The 17,638-nt window shown below is 55.8% G+C and carries 16 protein-coding genes; 1 reads left to right on the top strand and 15 read right to left on the bottom strand.

Annotated features, from left to right (window positions below; all coding sequences use genetic code 11):
- Positions 1–64 precede the first annotated feature (64 nt).
- The 9 genes from ACXWTF_RS10905 to ACXWTF_RS10865 all read right to left on the bottom strand — a co-directional run bounded on the left by ACXWTF_RS10905 (position 65) and on the right by ACXWTF_RS10865 (position 11,041).
- On the bottom strand, positions 65–3,160 hold the full coding sequence (locus ACXWTF_RS10905; RefSeq protein WP_461715019.1) for a carboxypeptidase-like regulatory domain-containing protein: 3,096 nt from the start codon (positions 3,158–3,160) through the stop codon (positions 65–67).
- Positions 3,157–4,308, bottom strand: a complete 1,152-nt coding sequence (locus ACXWTF_RS10900; protein WP_461715018.1) for a tetratricopeptide repeat protein — start codon at positions 4,306–4,308, stop codon at positions 3,157–3,159. Before ACXWTF_RS10900 ends, ACXWTF_RS10905 begins: the two co-directional genes overlap by 4 nt.
- Positions 4,309–4,320: 12 nt before the next feature.
- A complete protein-coding gene (locus tag ACXWTF_RS10895) occupies positions 4,321–4,959 on the bottom strand; it encodes an energy transducer TonB (RefSeq protein ID WP_461715017.1) in 639 nt (212 codons plus the stop codon).
- A 1-nt stretch (position 4,960) separates the two neighbouring features.
- Complete coding sequence (locus tag ACXWTF_RS10890) at positions 4,961–5,365, bottom strand: ExbD/TolR family protein (RefSeq protein WP_231018928.1); 405 nt, start codon at positions 5,363–5,365, stop codon at positions 4,961–4,963.
- Complete coding sequence (locus ACXWTF_RS10885; RefSeq protein WP_416768540.1) at positions 5,366–5,980, bottom strand: MotA/TolQ/ExbB proton channel family protein; 615 nt, start codon at positions 5,978–5,980, stop codon at positions 5,366–5,368. It lies immediately after the preceding gene.
- Positions 5,980–7,293 (bottom strand): MotA/TolQ/ExbB proton channel family protein, encoded by a 1,314-nt coding sequence (locus ACXWTF_RS10880; protein ID WP_461715016.1) that lies wholly within the window; start codon positions 7,291–7,293, stop codon positions 5,980–5,982. Before ACXWTF_RS10880 ends, ACXWTF_RS10885 begins: the two co-directional genes overlap by 1 nt.
- Positions 7,293–8,042 (bottom strand): DUF3450 family protein, encoded by a 750-nt coding sequence (locus tag ACXWTF_RS10875; protein WP_461715015.1) that lies wholly within the window; start codon positions 8,040–8,042, stop codon positions 7,293–7,295. Before ACXWTF_RS10875 ends, ACXWTF_RS10880 begins: the two co-directional genes overlap by 1 nt.
- 164 nt (positions 8,043–8,206) lie before the next feature.
- Positions 8,207–9,529 (bottom strand): autotransporter outer membrane beta-barrel domain-containing protein, encoded by a 1,323-nt coding sequence (locus tag ACXWTF_RS10870; RefSeq protein ID WP_461715014.1) that lies wholly within the window; start codon positions 9,527–9,529, stop codon positions 8,207–8,209.
- 240 nt (positions 9,530–9,769) lie between these two features.
- The gene (locus ACXWTF_RS10865) at positions 9,770–11,041 is read right to left on the bottom strand and encodes a hypothetical protein (RefSeq protein WP_461715013.1); all 1,272 of its coding nucleotides are present in this window, start codon (positions 11,039–11,041) and stop codon (positions 9,770–9,772) included.
- Between the two features lie 290 nt (positions 11,042–11,331).
- On the opposite strand from ACXWTF_RS10865, the gene ACXWTF_RS10860 reads away from it, so the two are divergent.
- Positions 11,332–12,006, top strand: coding sequence for a response regulator transcription factor (locus tag ACXWTF_RS10860; RefSeq protein ID WP_461715012.1), 675 nt, complete (start codon positions 11,332–11,334; stop codon positions 12,004–12,006).
- A 233-nt stretch (positions 12,007–12,239) separates the two neighbouring features.
- Here ACXWTF_RS10860 and pstB read toward each other — a convergent pair whose 3' ends face one another.
- The 6 genes from pstB to ACXWTF_RS10830 form a co-directional block, all read right to left on the bottom strand.
- The gene (gene pstB, locus ACXWTF_RS10855) at positions 12,240–13,025 is read right to left on the bottom strand and encodes a phosphate ABC transporter ATP-binding protein PstB (RefSeq protein WP_461715011.1); all 786 of its coding nucleotides are present in this window, start codon (positions 13,023–13,025) and stop codon (positions 12,240–12,242) included.
- Positions 13,026–13,028: 3 nt separating this feature from the next.
- Positions 13,029–13,871: a phosphate ABC transporter permease PstA gene (gene pstA / locus ACXWTF_RS10850; protein ID WP_461715010.1), complete on the bottom strand. Its 843-nt coding sequence runs from the start codon at positions 13,869–13,871 to the stop codon at positions 13,029–13,031.
- Entirely contained in the window at positions 13,868–14,728 is an 861-nt protein-coding gene (gene pstC, locus ACXWTF_RS10845) for a phosphate ABC transporter permease subunit PstC (protein WP_461715009.1), read from the bottom strand. The genes pstA and pstC overlap by 4 nt, the downstream gene beginning before the upstream one ends.
- 117 nt (positions 14,729–14,845) lie before the next feature.
- Positions 14,846–16,282 carry a sensor histidine kinase gene (locus ACXWTF_RS10840; RefSeq protein ID WP_461715008.1) on the bottom strand — a complete coding sequence of 479 codons (1,437 nt, stop codon included), beginning with the start codon at positions 16,280–16,282 and terminating at the stop codon, positions 14,846–14,848.
- Positions 16,276–16,950 carry a response regulator transcription factor gene (locus tag ACXWTF_RS10835; RefSeq protein WP_461715007.1) on the bottom strand — a complete coding sequence of 225 codons (675 nt, stop codon included), beginning with the start codon at positions 16,948–16,950 and terminating at the stop codon, positions 16,276–16,278. The genes ACXWTF_RS10840 and ACXWTF_RS10835 overlap by 7 nt, the downstream gene beginning before the upstream one ends.
- A gap of 19 nt (positions 16,951–16,969) precedes the next feature.
- Entirely contained in the window at positions 16,970–17,638 is a 669-nt protein-coding gene (locus tag ACXWTF_RS10830) for a phosphate signaling complex PhoU family protein (protein ID WP_461715006.1), read from the bottom strand.

Raw genomic sequence — 17,638 nt, 5'->3', positions numbered from 1 at the left:
CCCATCAAGGAAAATTAAGATGCTATTATGCCCGCAAGGGGCTTGCGGGAGGGTAAAGAAAGAATCAGAACTTATATTCGAGCTTCGTTGTAAATTCGCGGCCCGGTTTGTAACGGCGGATGTCATACCCGGATTGCGTCCAGCGTACCGTCTCATCCAGAATGTTCTTGAACTTGATTTTAAGCGACAGGTCCCCGCTGAATTTTTCGATCCAGACGAAATCAACCGCCTGGAACGGCTCTTCATAGACGTCCGGATACCCCTCGGAACCGAGGCTGACGATCCGGGGCCCCATCACGTTGTAAAGCAGCGTGACGATGCGGTCATCCTGGTTGTCGAAACCGACCTGGAAGTTGAACACATAAGGCGACTGCCCCTGCATCTCCCGTGACTGTGACGTCAGCTGGTTTGCCGAGACGACCGCGTCGTTGAGCGTGATCGTCGACTCCATCAGTGCGATATTGCCGGCCGTATAGAACTGCTCCCAGAAATCACTGAAGTTCATATTTTTTCTGAAAGCCACCTCCACACCGTAAAGCTCGCCGGAATCCGCGTTGATAAAGGAGTACGTCGGTGTATCCAGGTTGTCTTTGACGGTCTCGATCGGGTTCGTAAACTCCTTATAGAAAAGACCGACGGAGATATTTTCCAGCGCACTGAAGTACCACTCCCACCGTGCGTCATAGTTCATGATCGTCGTATAGGTGAGGTCCTCGTTCCCTTTGATAATATCGCCTGTCACCGGGTCCTGGTAGCGTGTCGGCGCGAATTCACGGAAATCCGGGCGTGTCAGCGTCTTCGAAAGCCCGGCACGGACCTGCATCTCGTCGTTGATCTTGTACGTTCCCACCAGCTCCGGCAAAACATCGCTGGTGTCGAGGTTATAGGTGACCGGGTTCTGGTACTGGTCGAAGGTCTCGACACGCTGCGCGGACGACTCCTGGCGGACCCCGGCGGAGAACTCCCACGCTGCCCACGGTTTGAGCAGGGTACGGACATAGTAGGCGTCGATATCCTGGAAACCTTTATAGAAGTCCGCTGCTTTATAGGTCGTCCCGAGCGTAAAATCCTCGTAATAGGCGTGTTCGGGGCTGAAGACGTCATCGACACTTCCGGCACGCTCGTCATCCGTATAGTTGGCACGGATGATCTTATTGGAGAAACGGCGTGTTTTCGAATCACGGTCCTTGCGAAGGACTTCGACACCGGCTTCCACCATGCTCTCAAGATCATGATCATCGGTCAGATAGAAGGGGTACTGTACGTTCGCCTTCGCATTGATCAGGTTGTCTTCGAGTTCGCCGCTGGTATAGTTTGTCGAATACTGCGGCGTAAAGCGGAACGCACCGTTCTCATAGGTCTTGGTAAACTCGACGCTGAGGGGTTCATCCCGTGTCGACTGTCCGATTTCGCCGGCCCAGTTGATTCTGAGATCCCCCGCGCCCGGAAGCGTATGCGCCCCTTCCAGCTGGTTGATCAGCATGGAACGCTCTACCCATGATTCGTAGTAGCGGTTGATGGCGTTACTGTCCTCGTTGGTCCCTTCAAAGAAGGTCGCAATGTCATTCGTATGATGGATATAGAGGTTCGTCTGCTTGATCTTGTTGTTGTCATCAATGTCCAAGGAGAACCCGAGGATGCCCCCATGCTTGATCTCATGGTCTGAAATATCATAGGTGTGGTACCGTGTCGGCGCGACGACGCTGCCGTTACTGAGGATACCGATCTTGGAACGTTCCTGCAGGGTCGAATCCCAGGTGTTGTCATAGCTGTACGCCATGATGTAGCCCAGTTTCGCATCACCCCAGAGGTCGATCTTGTCCCCGACAGACGCGCCCAGTTTCGTCCCCAGCGGCGCATTGACCGTCGTGAAAGCTTTCGGATTGCGTACGAGGTCGAACTTGACGAACATGTCCGTACTGTCAATGGGGTTGCTCAGGTCATCCGCCTTGTTCAAGGTCTCATTGGAGAGCTTGCGGCAGCTGTCAAAGCCCGTCCAGTCGTTATCGCACCCTTTGTAGGAGTTGACATCGTTGAAGGTCGTCCCGTCGATGTATTTGGTCTCGACACTGATGTTCGCAAAGAAGGCGTCTTTGACCGAACGGGTACGGATGTCGATGTTACCGCCCCCGAAGTTCGCCGGCAGATTCGCCGAGTAGGTCTTCTGTACCTTGATACTGTCGATGACGGAGGTCGGGAACATATCCAGCGGGACGACGCGTTTGGTCGGCTCCGGGCTCGGCAGGTGCAGGCCGTTGAGCAGTGAACTGGAGTAACGTTCCCCCAGGCCGCGGATATAGACATATTTCCCGCCGACCAGGGTCAGACCGCTGGCACGCTTCAGGGCGCCGGCGGCATCACTGTCACCCTGTTTGGAGAACTGTTCCGCCCCCAGGACTTCCGCGACGGCATCCGTGTTACGGACTTCCGCGATGGTCGATGCCACCGAACCTTCGATCTGCGGCGCGAGAACAACGAACTCTTCAAGCTCCATCGCCGCCGGGCTCAGTTCGACCGTACGGCTGACCATCTCTTTGGGCAGGACCGTCACTTTGATGTTCTGCGAAGAGTAGCTGGTGTGGATAATGGAGAGGGTCTGGTTCCCCTCGGGAAGGTCCATCACGACATGGCCCGCCGCATCCGAAATCGCATTCACCTTGATCCCCGGTACGAACACGCGGGCACCGGCAATCGGCTTTTCATCTTCGCTGGAGAGCAGCGTCAGCGCTACCGTACCGTTGACACGTACCACATCCTTCTTCGTCGCTTCTTCGGTTGCCAGATCCGCAGGGGCTTCGACATCCGCGAAGGAGAGCGTGTTGTCCGTTTTGAGCGAGAGAATGATCTGCGTCTGTTTGCCCGCTACGATCACAAAGTTCTTTTTGACGAAGGCCTGGGGCGTCCCGTTGTCCGTCGCCAGCAGCTGGAGCCGGTAGCGCCCTTCGGGCATCGCCGTATCGAGATACCCCTGCGCATCCGTCATCCATGCACTTCCGAACTTCTCAGCCTTGACTTCTCCACCTTCGGAGAGCAGCGTGAAGATGACAACCTGCTGCTCGGGCAGCGGTTTGCCGTCTTTAAGGACGTAAAGTGAAAGCTCTCCGCCGGCGGCGAAGAGACTCATGGTCAGCCAGGTTACCAAAAAAAGTATACGCATCATTGCTGGCACTCCCAAATATTGTTTTTACATTTTTCCATCTTCTTGCGCAGCTCAACGGCCTTGGAAAAGAGGTCCGGCTGCGTCAGCGTCTCGAGCAGGGCTTCGGTCTGTTCGAACTCGCCTTCCATGTAGTAGGCGTATGCCAGGGCGTAACGCATGTTCTCCTCGTCCATCAGACCGCTGCGCTGCATCGCTTTGCGGGTCACGATGATCCGTTCGAAATCACCGTACTCCAGGAAGATCGCGATACGCTGCTTGTACTTCTCTTTCGTATCAAGCATCTGCGTATTCTTGAGCAGTGCCATCACGTAGTCGCGGGCCCGGCGGTACATCTCCGCCGATTCGTTGGTGTACTTCCCGTCCTCGATGGAGGCCTCGTTAAAGAGCTCCGCCGCGGCACCGATCATCTCTTTGTCGATGTAGAGGTGTGCGAGCATCACCGTCACCTTCGCGCTGCTCGGGTAGCGCAGGTTCGCTTCCTCACCCAGTTCGATCGCCTTCTCCGTCTGGCCGCTCTGGCGCAGGGCGTTGATAAAGTTGATCAGGATCGTCTCGTTCGCCTGGGCGTTGCCCAGATAGACCTGCGCGTCTTCAAGCGCCGCCTGGAACAGGCCCAGGGAGACAAGGTAGTAGAAGCGCTGCTTGTAAGCATCCCAGTAGGCAGGGAAACGGCTGTTCACATCCCGCAGGAGCGCCAGCGCCGCGTCTTTCTCGCCTTCGCGCCAGTAACACTCCGCCTTGAGGCCGAAGAGTTTCGGGTTCTGCGCCATCAGGTCGGGGACCTTGTCCAGTGCCGCGATACACTCTTTATACGCTTTGAGCTTGAAGCTGTTCTGCGCGATATAGAGGTAGAGCGGCTTGGAGGCGTTCGTATCCTCGTTCAGTTCGATGGACTTGTAAAAGTGGACGTTGGCCTCTTTGTAGAAGCTCTTTTTCGTCTCCACCAGCCCCTTGATCATGTAGTAGCGCGGCAGGTCGACTTCGGTGTCATTGAGATCGACCATGTTCAGTGCATCGTCGGCACGCTCGACATGTCCGTCGCGCAGCATCATCGCGCCCAGTTCGACATAATCGACATCATCGGTTTTCGCCGCCAGCTGGACGGAGAGAGCCCCGACCAATGCCGCTATAATCCAAAAACGTTTCATCGGTTCTCCTCCTTAATTGAGGTCGAAGCGGATCTTCTGCTTCGCCCATACTTTGACTGACTGGCCCTGGTACTGTGCCGGTTTGAATTCCCAGGTCTTGACCGCGGCAACGGCGACATCATCGAACGTACCGGCCGGGTCGCTTTCAAGCACCTTGACCTTTTCGACACGGCCTTGCTTGTCGATCAGCAGGTTCATCAGGACGTACCCCGTCACGCCCAACTTGCGCGCCTTTTTCGGATACTCGATCGGCGTGCGGCGGGAGGGCTGCGGCGCCTGGTCGACCGTATCGTCGGTCATGACCATATCCTTGCCGACATCGCCCAGCAGCGCATCGTCGCTGAGCAGATCATCCGCCTGGAAGGCTTCGAGCCCTGTATCGAGGCCCGAGAGCTGCGAACTGAGGTTCGGCGTCGGCGCGGCACGCTTCGGCTTTACCTTTTTCGGCTTCGGCTTCGGTTTGGGCTTCGGCTTCGGTTTGGGCTTGGCGACCTGCTGCATATCGAACTGCGTCGAAGAGGCTTGCTTCTTCGGCGGTTCCGTCCACCCCTCGTTGTTCATCTCGATCACGACGATAAAGACGAAAAAGAGGCCGAAGACGCTCCACAGCAGCGCCAGCGCATGTTTTTTCAGCGGGGAAGCGGTGCGCACCTTATCCGACCTCTTTGTTCGTGGCGACCGCAACATCCTTCGCACCGGAGAGGCGGCACTGGTCGACGACTTCGATCAGTTTCTCTACTGCGATCGTGTCATCGGTCACGACCAGGACGGATTTTTCCGTCGACGTGCGCAGCATGTCACGCAGTTTGCTCTGCAGTGCCCACACTTTGATGGGCTGGTTGTCGATATAGGCCTGCGCCTGGTTGTCGAGGTAGACCTTGATCACCTTGCTCGATGCCCGCGTTGCCGAAGAGGCGCCCGGACGTTCAAGGTCAAGCTTCATGTCTTTGACAAAGGTCGTACTGACCATGAAAAAGATCAGCAGAATAAATACCATGTCGATCAGCGGCGAGATATCGACGGCCTGGTCCAGCTCTTTTTTCTGTCTAAAACGCATTTACTTTCCTTCTTCTTCCGAACAGACGATATCTTTGATCTGTTCCAGTTCGAGTTCCATGATCTTCGAATGGCGGTCGATCAGACGGCCGACGACCAGGCCCGGTACGGCGACGACGAGCCCCAGCTGCGTCGTAAAGAGTGCCTGGGAGATCCCCCCGGCGATACCGCCGCCCTGGCTGTAAAGCGTCATGCTCCCGAGCGAATCGAAGGTCTCGATCATCCCGGCTACCGTTCCCAGCAGACCGATCAGCGGCGAGACCATGACAATGGTATTGACGGTTTTGCGGTATTTCTTGAGTTCCTGACGGTATTCAAAAAACGCATCCTCGATCAGTTCGCGCCCGACCGTGCCGCGGTACCCCGCGTTGACGATTTTGAGGGCATCAACGATCGCGCCGTCGATAAGCCCCCGGGGCACTTCACGCTTCCCGGAGTCGAACTTGCGGATCAAAACCCGCACGCTCTTTTGCGACCCGCGCTTGATGGCGTGAAAGCGGTAGCCCAGTGCGTACCACAAAACAATGACCAGCACGAACAGCGGCCACATGACAAAGCCGCCGCTTTGCATGTAGACCAGGAACTGATCGAAAAGGTTTTGGAGTGCCGGTTGCATTATTTCTGCTTGTTATACTCGTTGATCAGGTGCAGCGCGGACTGCTCCATACCGTCTTTGATGCGTTCCGCCCAGCCGTTGAGCATATTGCCCAGCAGCAGCAGCGGGATCGCCACGATCAGACCCAGTTCCGTTGTCACGAGTGCGATCGAGATACCGCCGGAGAGCAGTTTCGGATCACCCGTACCGAACTCGGTGATGATGTCAAAGGTCGCGATCATACCGGTCACGGTTCCCAGAAGCCCCAGCAGCGGCGCGACGGCGGCGACGACCATGATGGCCGAGCCGTAACGGTCGAGACGTTCGCTCTCGTGCATGATCGCCTCGGCAACGATGTCTTCGACATGCTCGCGGTCACGGTCGAGGTTACGTACTGTCGCCTTCATGACGCGGGCCGCCGCCCCTTTGCGGGTCTTGAGGAAGTTAAGGGTCGCTTCGACGCCCTTGGACTGCAGCTCGACCAGCGTCTCTTTCGCCACCGGCAGCGTCTTGGACGCGGCACCGCTGAGGAAGAAGCCGCGCAGGATGACGAGCAGGAGTGCGAACAGGCCCATCACGACAATGACCCAGCCGATGATCCCGCCGGATTCAATCACATCCATGACGCCCTTGTCCGCCTTGTCCTCAACCTCTTTGGAGACGTTCTCATAGACAAAGATTTCCAGGGATGCAGGCATCTGGCCGGCAGCCAGTGCCGTCGCCGTCGCTGCTGACGCCGGTGCGTCCCACAGCTTCAACTTGTCGCCGCCTGCCGGGACCAGGACGCCGGATGCGCCTTCGGCAACACCGTAGGTCGCGATGTTACCGACCTTGACGAGCTTGCCTTTCTGCTCCGTACCGTCTTTGAGATAGAAGCTCCCCTCGGTGACGTTGACAGAAGAGAGATCACGGCTGAGCTTCAGCGTCTCTGCAAAGAGCTGGTTCAGTGTCGCCGGGTAATCGTTCTTGTCGATGGCAAGCTTGATGCCGTACGGTGCGAGGGAGGATTGTCCCTGCAGGGCGACGGACTCAAGCAGTGCCGTATCGTCGCTGATGCTCTCGGCGTTCTGCTGGGAGCGGAAAAGCTGCTCGGCAAGGCGGTCGGACGTCTGCGTCTTGACCAGGACGGCATTCTGCAGCGATGCGATCTCTTTTTTCGCAGATGCGATACGGGCGGCATCCTCTTTTTTCACCTGTGAAAGGCGCTTCTGAAGCATCTCTTTCTGGGCTTTGAGGAACGCGAACTCTTTGGCATAGGCGCGCTGCAGCTCTGTCTCTGTCGCGGCGGAGAGGGAGAGGACCGCCATCATCAGGATAAGGACAATACGTTTCATTATTTCACCTCCGTCGTTGCAATGGCATTCGGCAGGGTAAAGTAGCCGGTGCGGATCTGTTTATGCATCGCGTCAAACAGCGCGATGATCTGCTCTTGTTCCGCCTTGTTCACGGACTCTTTGTAGTACCAGCCGTTGGCGTCTTTGGCCACATAACCGACACGCTCGTCCGGCGTCATGAAGAACATCATAACGGTACCCAGACGTGCGATCTCGGCCAGGCGGTCTTCACCGTCGAGCTTGATCGTCTGCTTGAAGAGGCCGTTCTCCTTGGTCATGCGTACTTCGTCCGCGTAACTGTTCCAGACCTGGGCCATCGCCTTCTGCGGCGTGATCAGTCCCTCGTTCATCTGGGACTCGATCCCCGCGACATCATCAAGGCGTTCTGCCGTTTTAAAAGGAAGTTCGGAAGCGATCTGCGCTTTGAGTTCGGCAATAGCGGCAACGACGACGGGTTTGATCCCCTCGCTGTTCTTGCTCGCCGCAGCGATCTGCTGACGGACCTTGGCGATCTCCTGCTCGATCTGCTTGATCTTCAGGTTCTCACGTCCGATCGTCGCGTCCAGCTCATTTTTTTCAATGACGAGCGAACGCATTGTCGCTTTGGTATCATCTTTTTCTTCCTGAATCTGCGTGTTCAGTTTTTCGACTTCGGCGCGAAGCTTCATCAGTGAAGCGGCCATATTTTCCTCGGTGCTTGCGGACAGTGTCGATGCTGCGATCAACGAACCGGCCAACCAGAGTTTCAAAGCGTTTGGCATTATGCATTCCCCACACAATATTTAAGATGTGGAAGGGTATAGAAAGCACATTACTTAAAAGTTACCCATAGATTACATTTTGGTAACATTGAAATCGTGAGAGTGGAAGAGGGGTTCCGGGCGCCCTGCCCGGAAGAAGTTTGTAAGGCGTGTTACTGAGCAGTATAACCGACAGTCGTGCTGAAGAGGGCTTTGACCTCTTCGCCTGAAGTGTCGCCGTAGATCTTGTCTGCCGTATCTTCCAGGTGGCCGCTGAAGTGCAGTCCTGCAGACTGTGCCAGCGCCATCTCGCTGTACGTCAGGCCCTGCTGAAGTGTCAGGGCAGAACGGACTTCGACGTTCGCTTTGGAAGCGTTCTGCGTAATGATGATACCTTTGGAGATATCACCGGCAGTCCCTTCACGGTTCACGATACCCTGACCGCCGTCGACAGCCGTGATGATCGTAATGTTCGAAATCGTCGGGTTGGAGATCGGTGTCGCTTCTTCACCGCCGCCGTTGTTGTCAGACTCGATACCGCGTGAACCTGTACCGTCAACCATATTCTGTTCAATGTAGACGTTGGAAGCAGAACCTGTCCAGCCGTGGTCCCAGTCGAGGGAGTCGTCCGCATCGTTATAGAGGTAGAGGTTCGTGATCGCCGCTTTACCGCCCCAGAGTTCAACACCATCATCATTACTGGAAATGGACGCGATGTTTTCAAGCGTTGTTGCACTACCGACACCACCCAGGCTGAGACCGTTAAGCTCTTTATCGACTTCCACTTCGTAACCGGTATGCTTCAGGATGACATACTGCAAGATACCGCTATTATCATTGTCGTCACAGATCACCGTGCTGTCATCACAGCCAAACTGGTGGTTACCCGCTTCATACTGTTCGAGTCCTTTGTTTGTCGTCGCTTTACCGAAGATACTCAGACCGCCCCACTGTCCCTGAACAGTAAGTGTCTCTCCGTAGTTGGCATCCATGTCCTGCTTGGATGTGAACAGGATCGGGTTGGTAGCTGTTCCCTGCGCAATGATCTGTGCGCCCTGGTCAACCGCCAGGTAGGATGCACCTGTATTACCGACGATAACCGTCCCGGCTTCGATGGTCAGTGTGACACCGTCAGCAACACTGACTTCACCGTCAATCAGGTATGTCGTCGTCGCAGAAAGTGTTTTGTCGGTGCCGATGACGCCTGTCAGCGTTTCAGTCGGTCTGCCGGCTGCGCCGCTGAAGTCGTGGTTGACCCAGTCAAAGACAGTTTTATCTGCCCCGTAAGTCGGGTGAGCCGTCTGGATCGTTGTCAGCAGCGTCTGTGCAGATGCGAAGGAAACCGCTGTCGATGTATCCGTGGACGCCGTCAGAACGACAGAAGGTGTTGTTGTTGTTGAACTGCCGGAAGATGAGCTCCCGCAACCACTCAAAGTCAGTACTGCAGCCGTTGCTGCGCTCATTACAATTGCCGATACTTTTTTATTCATCGCCATATTGGTTCTCCTTGAAAGAATGTTGGCGACAGTCTAGACAAGCTCCATTACCGCAAAACTACGACTCGGCATCATTTTCGTAACGGCTCAATTACGTTTTAATTACATTGAAACCATCCTGTTACCTATTAGAAAAAATTGGATGTTATATGAAAATGGTATTTTATTTTGTTTTTTACTATTTTAATAAATTTAATGGGAAGGAAGAAGAGGTGCCGGAACAGATTCCGGCGAAAGGTTTTAGTAGACCCAGCTGAACGCGGTACGGTCTGCACCGTAACCGGGGTAGCTTGTCTCCAGGGTTGCCAGATCCGTTTCCGTCGTTTTGATGCCGTTGGTAACCAGCGCTTCGACCTGCGTGGCATTGGTATCCCCGTAGATCTTGTCTGCCGTGTCTTCCAGGTGACCCGCATAATAAAGAGCGGCACTCTGAGCAACGACAATGTTCTGATACGCCAAACCGTTATAGAGCGTCTGTTCGGAACGTACTTCGATATCTGCTTTACCCGTGTTGTTCGTAATAATGATCGCATCATGAATGTAGCCCGCCGTTCCTTCACGGTTGACAATCCCCTGTCCGCCGGCAACGGCTGTCACGATGGTGATATTGGCGATATCCGGGTTGGAGATCGGCGTTGAAACTTCCGCACCGCCGTTGTTGTCAGACTCGATACCGCGCGAACCGGTACCGTCGACGATATTCTGCTCGATGTAGACGTTGCTGGCGCCCCCGGTCCAGCCGTGGTCCCAGTCAAGGGAGTCATCGGCATTGTTGTACAGATAAAGATTGTCGATCTGTACCGTACCGCCCCACATTTCAATGCCGTCGTCGAGGCTGGAGATGGAAGCGACATTCTGGATAACCGTCCCGCTGCCTACGCCACCGAGGCTCAGGCCGTTGAGTTCTTTGTCCACTTCAACCTCGAAGCCGGTATGTTTCAAGATGACGTATTTCAGCGTACCGCTGTTATCCGTATCGTCACAGATGACCGTCGAATCGTCACAGCCGAAGGTATGGTTGCCGGCTTCGTACTGCTCGAGGCCCTTATTCGTTTTCGCTTTACCGAAGATGGCGAGACCACCCCACTCCCCCTGGATATCGTTCGATTCCGTAAATCCGGAGAGGAAATCGTTCTTCGAGGTGAAGAGGATCGGGCTATCCGCCGTACCGGCTGCGATAATTTTGGCCCCCTGGTTGATCGCAAGGTAGGATGCACCCGTTTTACCGTACAGGCGTGTCCCTGCAGGAATCGTCAGTGTCGTGCCGTCGAGGAAGGTGACTTCGCCGTCGATCTCGTAGACGTTGGCAGCATCCAGTGTCATATCGTAATTGTATGCCCCGGTCAGCGTTACCACGGGTACGGTCGGTGTCGTGGTGCTTCCCGAATCACTTGTATTGTTATCGAAGACATAATTATAGGTATTGTTGACGTCATTACATCCCGTCAGACTCAAAGCAGCCGCTGTCACCATGCTCAGTGTCAGTGCGGTTGTCGTTTTGGAAATTCTCATTGTGCTATCTCCGTGAAATTTGGCCGGATTGTAAAACAGAAAAATTACGCCTGCATTACAGAACAGCAACATTGATTACATTGGTGGAACATCCCTGTAATTTCTTTGTAACCATATGGTTTCCATACTCCCGCAGCTCTGAAACCGGGATCTTTGCGACGGACACAACAGAGGCCTGCAGCGTTCCTTTCCATCCGATTGGATATGGATTTTTTCAAACAGGGTGCCGTAACCCTTACGTAATCAATCTTTTATATTGTTCCGTCAAAGTTACTATTGGGGTAATATAGATGAAAGCAATGATCACCATTGTTGAAGACGATCCGGATCTTCTCGAACTGCTGGAATACCGATTGGCCAAAGAGGGATTCGATGTCATCGGTTTTCTCAATACCAAAAATGTCAAGCAGGTCCTGACCGAAGAGCCGGTCGACCTGATCATTATGGACCGCAACCTTCCCGATGTCGAGGGAAGCGAATATATCGCGATGCTGCGTTACCAGGGGATGAAAACCCCGGTGATCTTTCTCTCGGCCAAAGACAGCAAGGCCCAGGTGCAGGAAGGGTTTTTACGGGGCGGGGATGACTACATCACCAAGCCCTTTGAAATCGACGAGCTGATCCTGCGGATCAAAGCCGTGCTGCGCCGCACCCGCGGTGAAGAGGAGGAGCAGGTCGTCACCTACCGCGACATCGAACTGCACCTGCATTCGCGCGAAGCCTTTATCGCCGGGATACCCGTCGAGCTGACCAAACTGGAGTTCAACCTGCTGCGTACCTTTATCGAGAACCGCACGACGGTGCTGCGGCGCGACTACCTGCTCAAAAGCGTCTGGGGCAAAAGCGACAGCTACCAGGGGCGCACGGTCAACGTCGCCATCAACCGCCTCAAAGAGAAGATCGATCCGGACAAGAGCAAAGACTACATCAAAACCGTCCGCGGCATCGGCTACATGATCCGCTGACCGGTGCGCCCGCACCGTAGACAACAGTAATAAAATCAAAAAATATATTTAGAAAAGAAGTTAAACGAAAGAAAGCGCAGTTCAACTGTACGCACCCTGAAAGAAGTACCCTCGGGGTATGAGCTCTCTGCTGAAAAGAACACAGCGTTAGCGTAGGGATTCGGGCTGTCGAGGAAACATCGCTGCGCGAGCGGTACCCTTGTTTTGCCCGTATACCGTAAAGAAAAAGATGATCAGCCGAACTTGCCGCTGATGTACTCCTGGGTCAGTTTTTCCGCCGGGGTGACGAACATCTCGTCGGTCTTGTTCAGCTCGATCAGCTCTCCGAGGTACATGAAGCCGGTATAGTCGCTGACACGGGCGGCCTGCTGCATGTTGTGGGTAACGATGATGATCGTGACACGGTCGCGCAGCTCCATGACCAGCTTCTCGATCCCCTGGGTAGAGATGGGGTCGAGCGCCGAGGTCGGTTCGTCGAAGAGCAGGACGTCCGGCTCGACGGCGATGGCGCGGGCGATACAGAGCCGCTGCTGCTGGCCGCCGGAGAGCCCGTTCGCATCATGCTTCAGACGGTCTTTGACCTCGTCCCAGATCGCGGCGTCGCGCAGCGCCTTCTCGACGCGGTCGGCGAGTTCCGTCTTGTTCTTGAGGCCTTGCAGGCGCATGCCGTAGGCGATATTGTCGAAGATACTCATCGGGAACGCCGTCGGTTTCTGGAAGATCATCCCGATCTTGATACGCAGGTTGATCAGGTCCTCTTTGCTCTCGACGATATTGCGCCCTTCAAACATGATCTTGCCGTCATACTGGTTCCCCGGGTAGAGGTCGTGCATCCGGTTGAAGGAGCGCAGCAGGGTCGTTTTGCCGCATCCCGACGGTCCGATCAGGGCCGTGACCGAATTTTTGGCAATCGGCATGGAGATATTTTTGAGGTTCGGTGAAGTCGCACCGGCATAGGTGAAGCTGAAGTCGTTGACTTCGATCGCCTTTTCGGTCGGAATATCGATTACGGTCGCCATAGGCTATCTCCCTTTTTTCTTGAGTAGGATCAGACGGCCCAGAATGTTAAGGCCGAGAATAAACATCGAGAGGATGAACGCCGCGGCCCACCCCATCTTCTGCCAGTCCTCGTAGGGGCTGGTCGCATAGTTGAACATCGTCACGGTCAGCGATGCCATCGGTTCGCTGAGATCGTAGTTGAGGAAGTTGTCGTTGAACGACGTAAAGAGCAGCGGTGCCGTCTCTCCTCCCACACGGGCGATCCCCAGAAGGACACCGGTCAATACCCCCGCCTTCGCGCCGCGGTAGACGACCTGCATGATCACCTTGTACTTCGGTGCGCCCAGGGCGAATGCCGCTTCGCGCAGGGTCGAGGGGACGAGCTGGAGCATGTCGTCGGTGGTGCGCAGAATGATCGGGATCATGATGATCGCCAAGGCTACAATACCGGCCCAGCCGCTGAAGTGCCCCATCGGCAGGACGACGATAGCGTAGACAAAAGAGCCGATGACGATGCTCGGCGCACTCATCATGATATCGGAGATGTCGCGGATGATCTCCGCGAGCTTCGACTTCTGGCCGTACTCGCTGAGGTAGGTCCCCGCCAGGATCCCCAGGGGCACCCCGACGATCGTGGCGACGCCGACCAGGATAAGCTGGCCGATCAGCGCCTGCCGAAGCCCGCTCTCCTCGTAGCCCGGAGGGGCCCCTTCGAAGACGAAGATATTCCAGTTGATCGCATCGATGCCGTTGGCGACAAGGACGTAGAGGATCCAGAAGAGAAACCCTATGCCCACGAGGGCCGAAAGGCTTGAAAGCCCCAGGACGATTTTGTTGACAAGAAGCCGTTTTTGAATCGCGGTCATTTTACCTTCCTTGTACGGCGCAGAAAGTAGAACTTCGCCATTGCGATGATGACGAAGCTCATCACCATCAGGATCAGCGCCAGTCCGAAGAGGCTGGAGAAGTACAGATCCGTATCCGCCTCGGTAAACTCATTGGCCAGGGTGACGGGAATCGACGTCGCCGGCGCGGTGATGTCCAGGGAGATCTTGTGGACGTTCCCCATAACGAAGGTGACGGCCATCGTCTCGCCGACGGCACGTCCGAGGGCGAGGATCAGCGAGCCGATGATCCCCGCTTTCGCGTAGGGAATGACGACGTCTTTGATGACGTCCCACTTTGTCGCCCCCAGAGCGTAAGCGGACTCTTTGAGGATGTCCGGCGTCGTGTTCATCGCATCACGGGTCACCGCCGCCATAAAGGGGAGGATCATGATCGCAAGGATGATCCCCGCGGTCAGCATCCCGATGCCCACACCCCCGAAAATGTCACGGATGATCGGCACGAAGTAAAAGAGGCCCCACATCCCGTAGATGACCGAAGGGATCGCCGCCAGCAGTTCGATGGAGACGCCGACAGGGGATTTGAGCTTCGCCGGGGCGATCTCGCTCAGAAAAATCGCCACCCCGATGGCGACCGGGACCGCGAAAAGCATTGCCAGGAAGGTGGAGATCACCGAACCGGCGATCGCGGCGAACCCGCCGAACTTCTCCAGGTTCGGCGCCCATTTGTCCTCCAGGACAAAATCGAAGCCGAAGGCGGCGAATGCTTCTGTTGAGTGCTGGAAAAGCACCGTAAAGATCCAGGCGACGAGCAGCAGAATAGCCACCGCAACAAGGCGGGTCGCATTCGCAAACAGTTTGTCAATCAGTAGCGTCAAACTTTTCTTCTCTCTTCATCGGGCGGGAATGCCCTTGATATAGTGGGCGAAATAGTAAGTCACAATTGTTACAGAAAAATTACGGAAGCGGGGAAAAGCCCGTAAGACAGGGCCCGATCACGCCTGGGGAGGTTCGGTTTCGCGCGGCGTTTCTTCCGACGCTTTGGGCTGCAGCGGCGCGATGCTGAACCCGAAGGAGGAGCCCTCGCCTACGACGCTGCTGATCTGCAGTTTCGTCTCGTGCAGGGCCAGGATGTAACTGACGATAGAGAGCCCCAGCCCCATCGAGTTGTCCCAGGTGTTTTTCTCCACGCGGTAGAACTTGCTGCTGATGCGCTCGAGCTCCTTTTCGGCGATCCCGATCCCCCGGTCGTGCACCCAGAGCATCCCCTCGCTGATCTCCAGCTGGACGGCCCCTTCGGAGTACTTCATCGCATTGTCGAGCAGGTTGGTGACGACCAGGTCGATCATCGTACGGTCCGCCTCGACGATCGTGGCGGGGCAGGAAACATCGAGGGTGCGGTCCGTGTACTTCTTGGTGATGTTATTGGCGCACTCGGCGGCAAGCTCGCAGAGGTCAAACCGGCTCTGCGAGGGGGCCAGGTCATTGTTCTCGAGTTTGACCGAGAGCGACAGGCGGTCGAGCATCGTCGAGATCTTCTGGGCGTTTGCCGTGATCTTCTGCAAGAAGCGCTGGCGGATCCGGCCGTCGATCTCCTGGTCGTCATAGAGCGTCTCCGCATAGCCGACGATCGAGGCGATCGGGTTTTTGAACTCGTGGCTGATGGCCGAGAGGATGTCGTTGCGCTGCTTGTTGATCAGGCGCAGCCGCGCCGTATACTTGCGTTTCTGCCGCTCCCGCTTGGCCAGTTTCTTCACCAGGTTCTTGAGCAGCAGCGAGATCTGGAGGAACTCGGTGAAGTAGCGGGGTTTGACCACGGCTTTGTAGTTTTTGTCGCTGATCTCTTCAAGGTAGACCGAAAGCTGCTCAATGTCATAACGGATCTTTTTGCTCATCCGTACCGCGAGGTAGACGACGACGAGCAGCAGAAGCCCCAGCACGGTGGCGAGCCGGAACAACAGGGTGTAAAAGTCGTCGAGCACCTTCTGGAGGCTGACGGCCAGCCGCAGCGTATAGGTATGCCCCCTCCAGACGATGCGTTTGGCCACGTAAAGGAAGTCGATGCCGATCGTACGGGAAAAGCGCACGGCCTGACCGTAACCGCCCTTGGCCGCGGCCATCACTTCCTCCCGGTTCGCATGGTTTTCCATCTCTTCGCGGTTGGCATCGCTCTCCGCCGCCACCGTACCGTCGGAAGCGATCACGGTGATGCGCTTGCCGATCCGCGGCGCCGTCGCTGCGATGTAGCCTTCGAGTTCCGGAATATACTGCAGAGTGTATTCGATCAGCCCGATCTCCTGCTTGAGACGCAGCTCGTATTCGCTGATGACGGACTCTTTAAGGGTAAAGTAGCCGACGAAGGAGGCGATCACCCCCATCAGCGCAAAGAGGCCGAGGAACTGGAGGACAAAGGAGTGGTGGATTTTCAGCAAAGTGTATACCCTACACCGCGTACCGTTTTGATGTACTCTTTGCTCTTGTCAGGGTCGATCTTCTCTTTGAGGCGGTTGATCGCGACGTTGACCGTGCGGTCCTGGTACACCTCATCGCCGCCCCACACGTGTTCGAGCAGGTAATCCCGGTCCAGCACGACGTTCTGGTTGGAGATAAGGGTATGGAGCAGGTCGAACTCCAGCTTGGTGAGTGCGATGGGGGTGCCTTCAATGGTCACCTCCCGCGACGCGAGGTTGAGCAGAATGTCCCGGTACGCCACGACCCCCTCCGAAGGGGTCCCTTTGGTACGGCGCAACACGGCATTGATGCGCAGCAGAAGCTCTTTCATATTAAAGGGCTTCGTCATGTAGTCATCGCCGCCGCGGACGAATCCCTCTTCGATATCGCTCTCTTTGTTTTTCGCGCTGAGGTAGATGACGGGGGTCTGGACCCCCTCTTTGCGCAGGGCGGCGACGAATTCACTCCCCTCCGCACCGGGCAGGTTCCGGTCCATAATCATCAGGTCCACCGACTCTTCGTCGATCACCCTGCGGACATTCTTCGTGTTGAGGAACCCGATCGTCTCGAACCCCTCTTTTTCCAGGTTGTACTCGATCAGTTCGAGCAGATCCTCTTCATCTTCAACGATGACGATCGTCGCTTGCATCCTCTTCTTCTCTCCTTGGTCAGTAGCTCTGAAGTTTTCCGCCTTTGTGTTCGAACATCAGCAGGTTGGCGACATTGACGGCACGGTCGCAGACCCGTTCAAGTTTCCGCAGCGTCCCGAGCATCCGGACGTAATCGGCGGAGAGCTCATGTTCGGAAATGATCAGCGACATGATATCCTTTTCCAGGATCGCGAAGAGATCGTCGTTCTTGCTCTCTTCGACCATCACCTTGCGGTAGGTCTCCTCGACGTCGCAGTTCTCGATCGCCGAAACACATTTAAAGATACAGGTCAGGGCGTTGACGACACTCTTGTGCAGCTGTACGATGGCGTTGTCGAAGGGCTCGAGGTCGCAGTCGCTCTGCATCAGTTCACGGATGCGGCGGGCGTATTTTTTTGTCCCTTCGGCGATGCGGACCAGTTCGTTCGTCATCTTCAGATAGGCCACAAGCCCCCGCAGTTCCTGGGCTTCCGGGCCGAACAGCGCAAAGGTCTTGACAATCTCGTTATCGACGGTATTGCCGTCGTTCTCGATCATCTTCAGCGTTTCCGTCGCCGCCTCGAACCCTTCCACGTTCTTGGCGCTGTACGCCTCGAGGGCCATCTGGTTCGCCGTCACCTCTTTATGGATGATCTCCGCGACCATCCCCTGAATCTCGCGCAACTTCGTTTCGTAGCGTGGAAGCAT

The organism is Thiomicrolovo sp. ZZH C-3, from assembly GCF_054862725.1.
This window is presented reverse-complemented; position numbering and strand designations above follow the sequence as displayed.

Coding starts and splice junctions, on each gene's coding strand:
- ACXWTF_RS10900 (WP_461715018.1), bottom strand. CDS start 4,308: ATGAAACGTTTTTGGATTATAGCGGCATTGGTCGGGGCTCTCTCCGTC.
- ACXWTF_RS10865 (WP_461715013.1), bottom strand. CDS start 11,041: ATGAGAATTTCCAAAACGACAACCGCACTGACACTGAGCATGGTGACA.
- ACXWTF_RS10835 (WP_461715007.1), bottom strand. CDS start 16,950: ATGCAAGCGACGATCGTCATCGTTGAAGATGAAGAGGATCTGCTCGAA.
- ACXWTF_RS10905 (WP_461715019.1), bottom strand. CDS start 3,160: ATGATGCGTATACTTTTTTTGGTAACCTGGCTGACCATGAGTCTCTTC.
- pstA (WP_461715010.1), bottom strand. CDS start 13,871: ATGACCGCGATTCAAAAACGGCTTCTTGTCAACAAAATCGTCCTGGGG.
- ACXWTF_RS10880 (WP_461715016.1), bottom strand. CDS start 7,293: ATGAAACGTATTGTCCTTATCCTGATGATGGCGGTCCTCTCCCTCTCC.
- ACXWTF_RS10830 (WP_461715006.1), bottom strand. CDS start 17,638: ATGCTTCCACGCTACGAAACGAAGTTGCGCGAGATTCAGGGGATGGTC.
- ACXWTF_RS10885 (WP_416768540.1), bottom strand. CDS start 5,980: ATGCAACCGGCACTCCAAAACCTTTTCGATCAGTTCCTGGTCTACATG.
- ACXWTF_RS10860 (WP_461715012.1), top strand. CDS start 11,332: ATGAAAGCAATGATCACCATTGTTGAAGACGATCCGGATCTTCTCGAA.
- pstB (WP_461715011.1), bottom strand. CDS start 13,025: ATGGCGACCGTAATCGATATTCCGACCGAAAAGGCGATCGAAGTCAAC.
- ACXWTF_RS10890 (WP_231018928.1), bottom strand. CDS start 5,365: ATGCGTTTTAGACAGAAAAAAGAGCTGGACCAGGCCGTCGATATCTCG.
- ACXWTF_RS10870 (WP_461715014.1), bottom strand. CDS start 9,529: ATGGCGATGAATAAAAAAGTATCGGCAATTGTAATGAGCGCAGCAACG.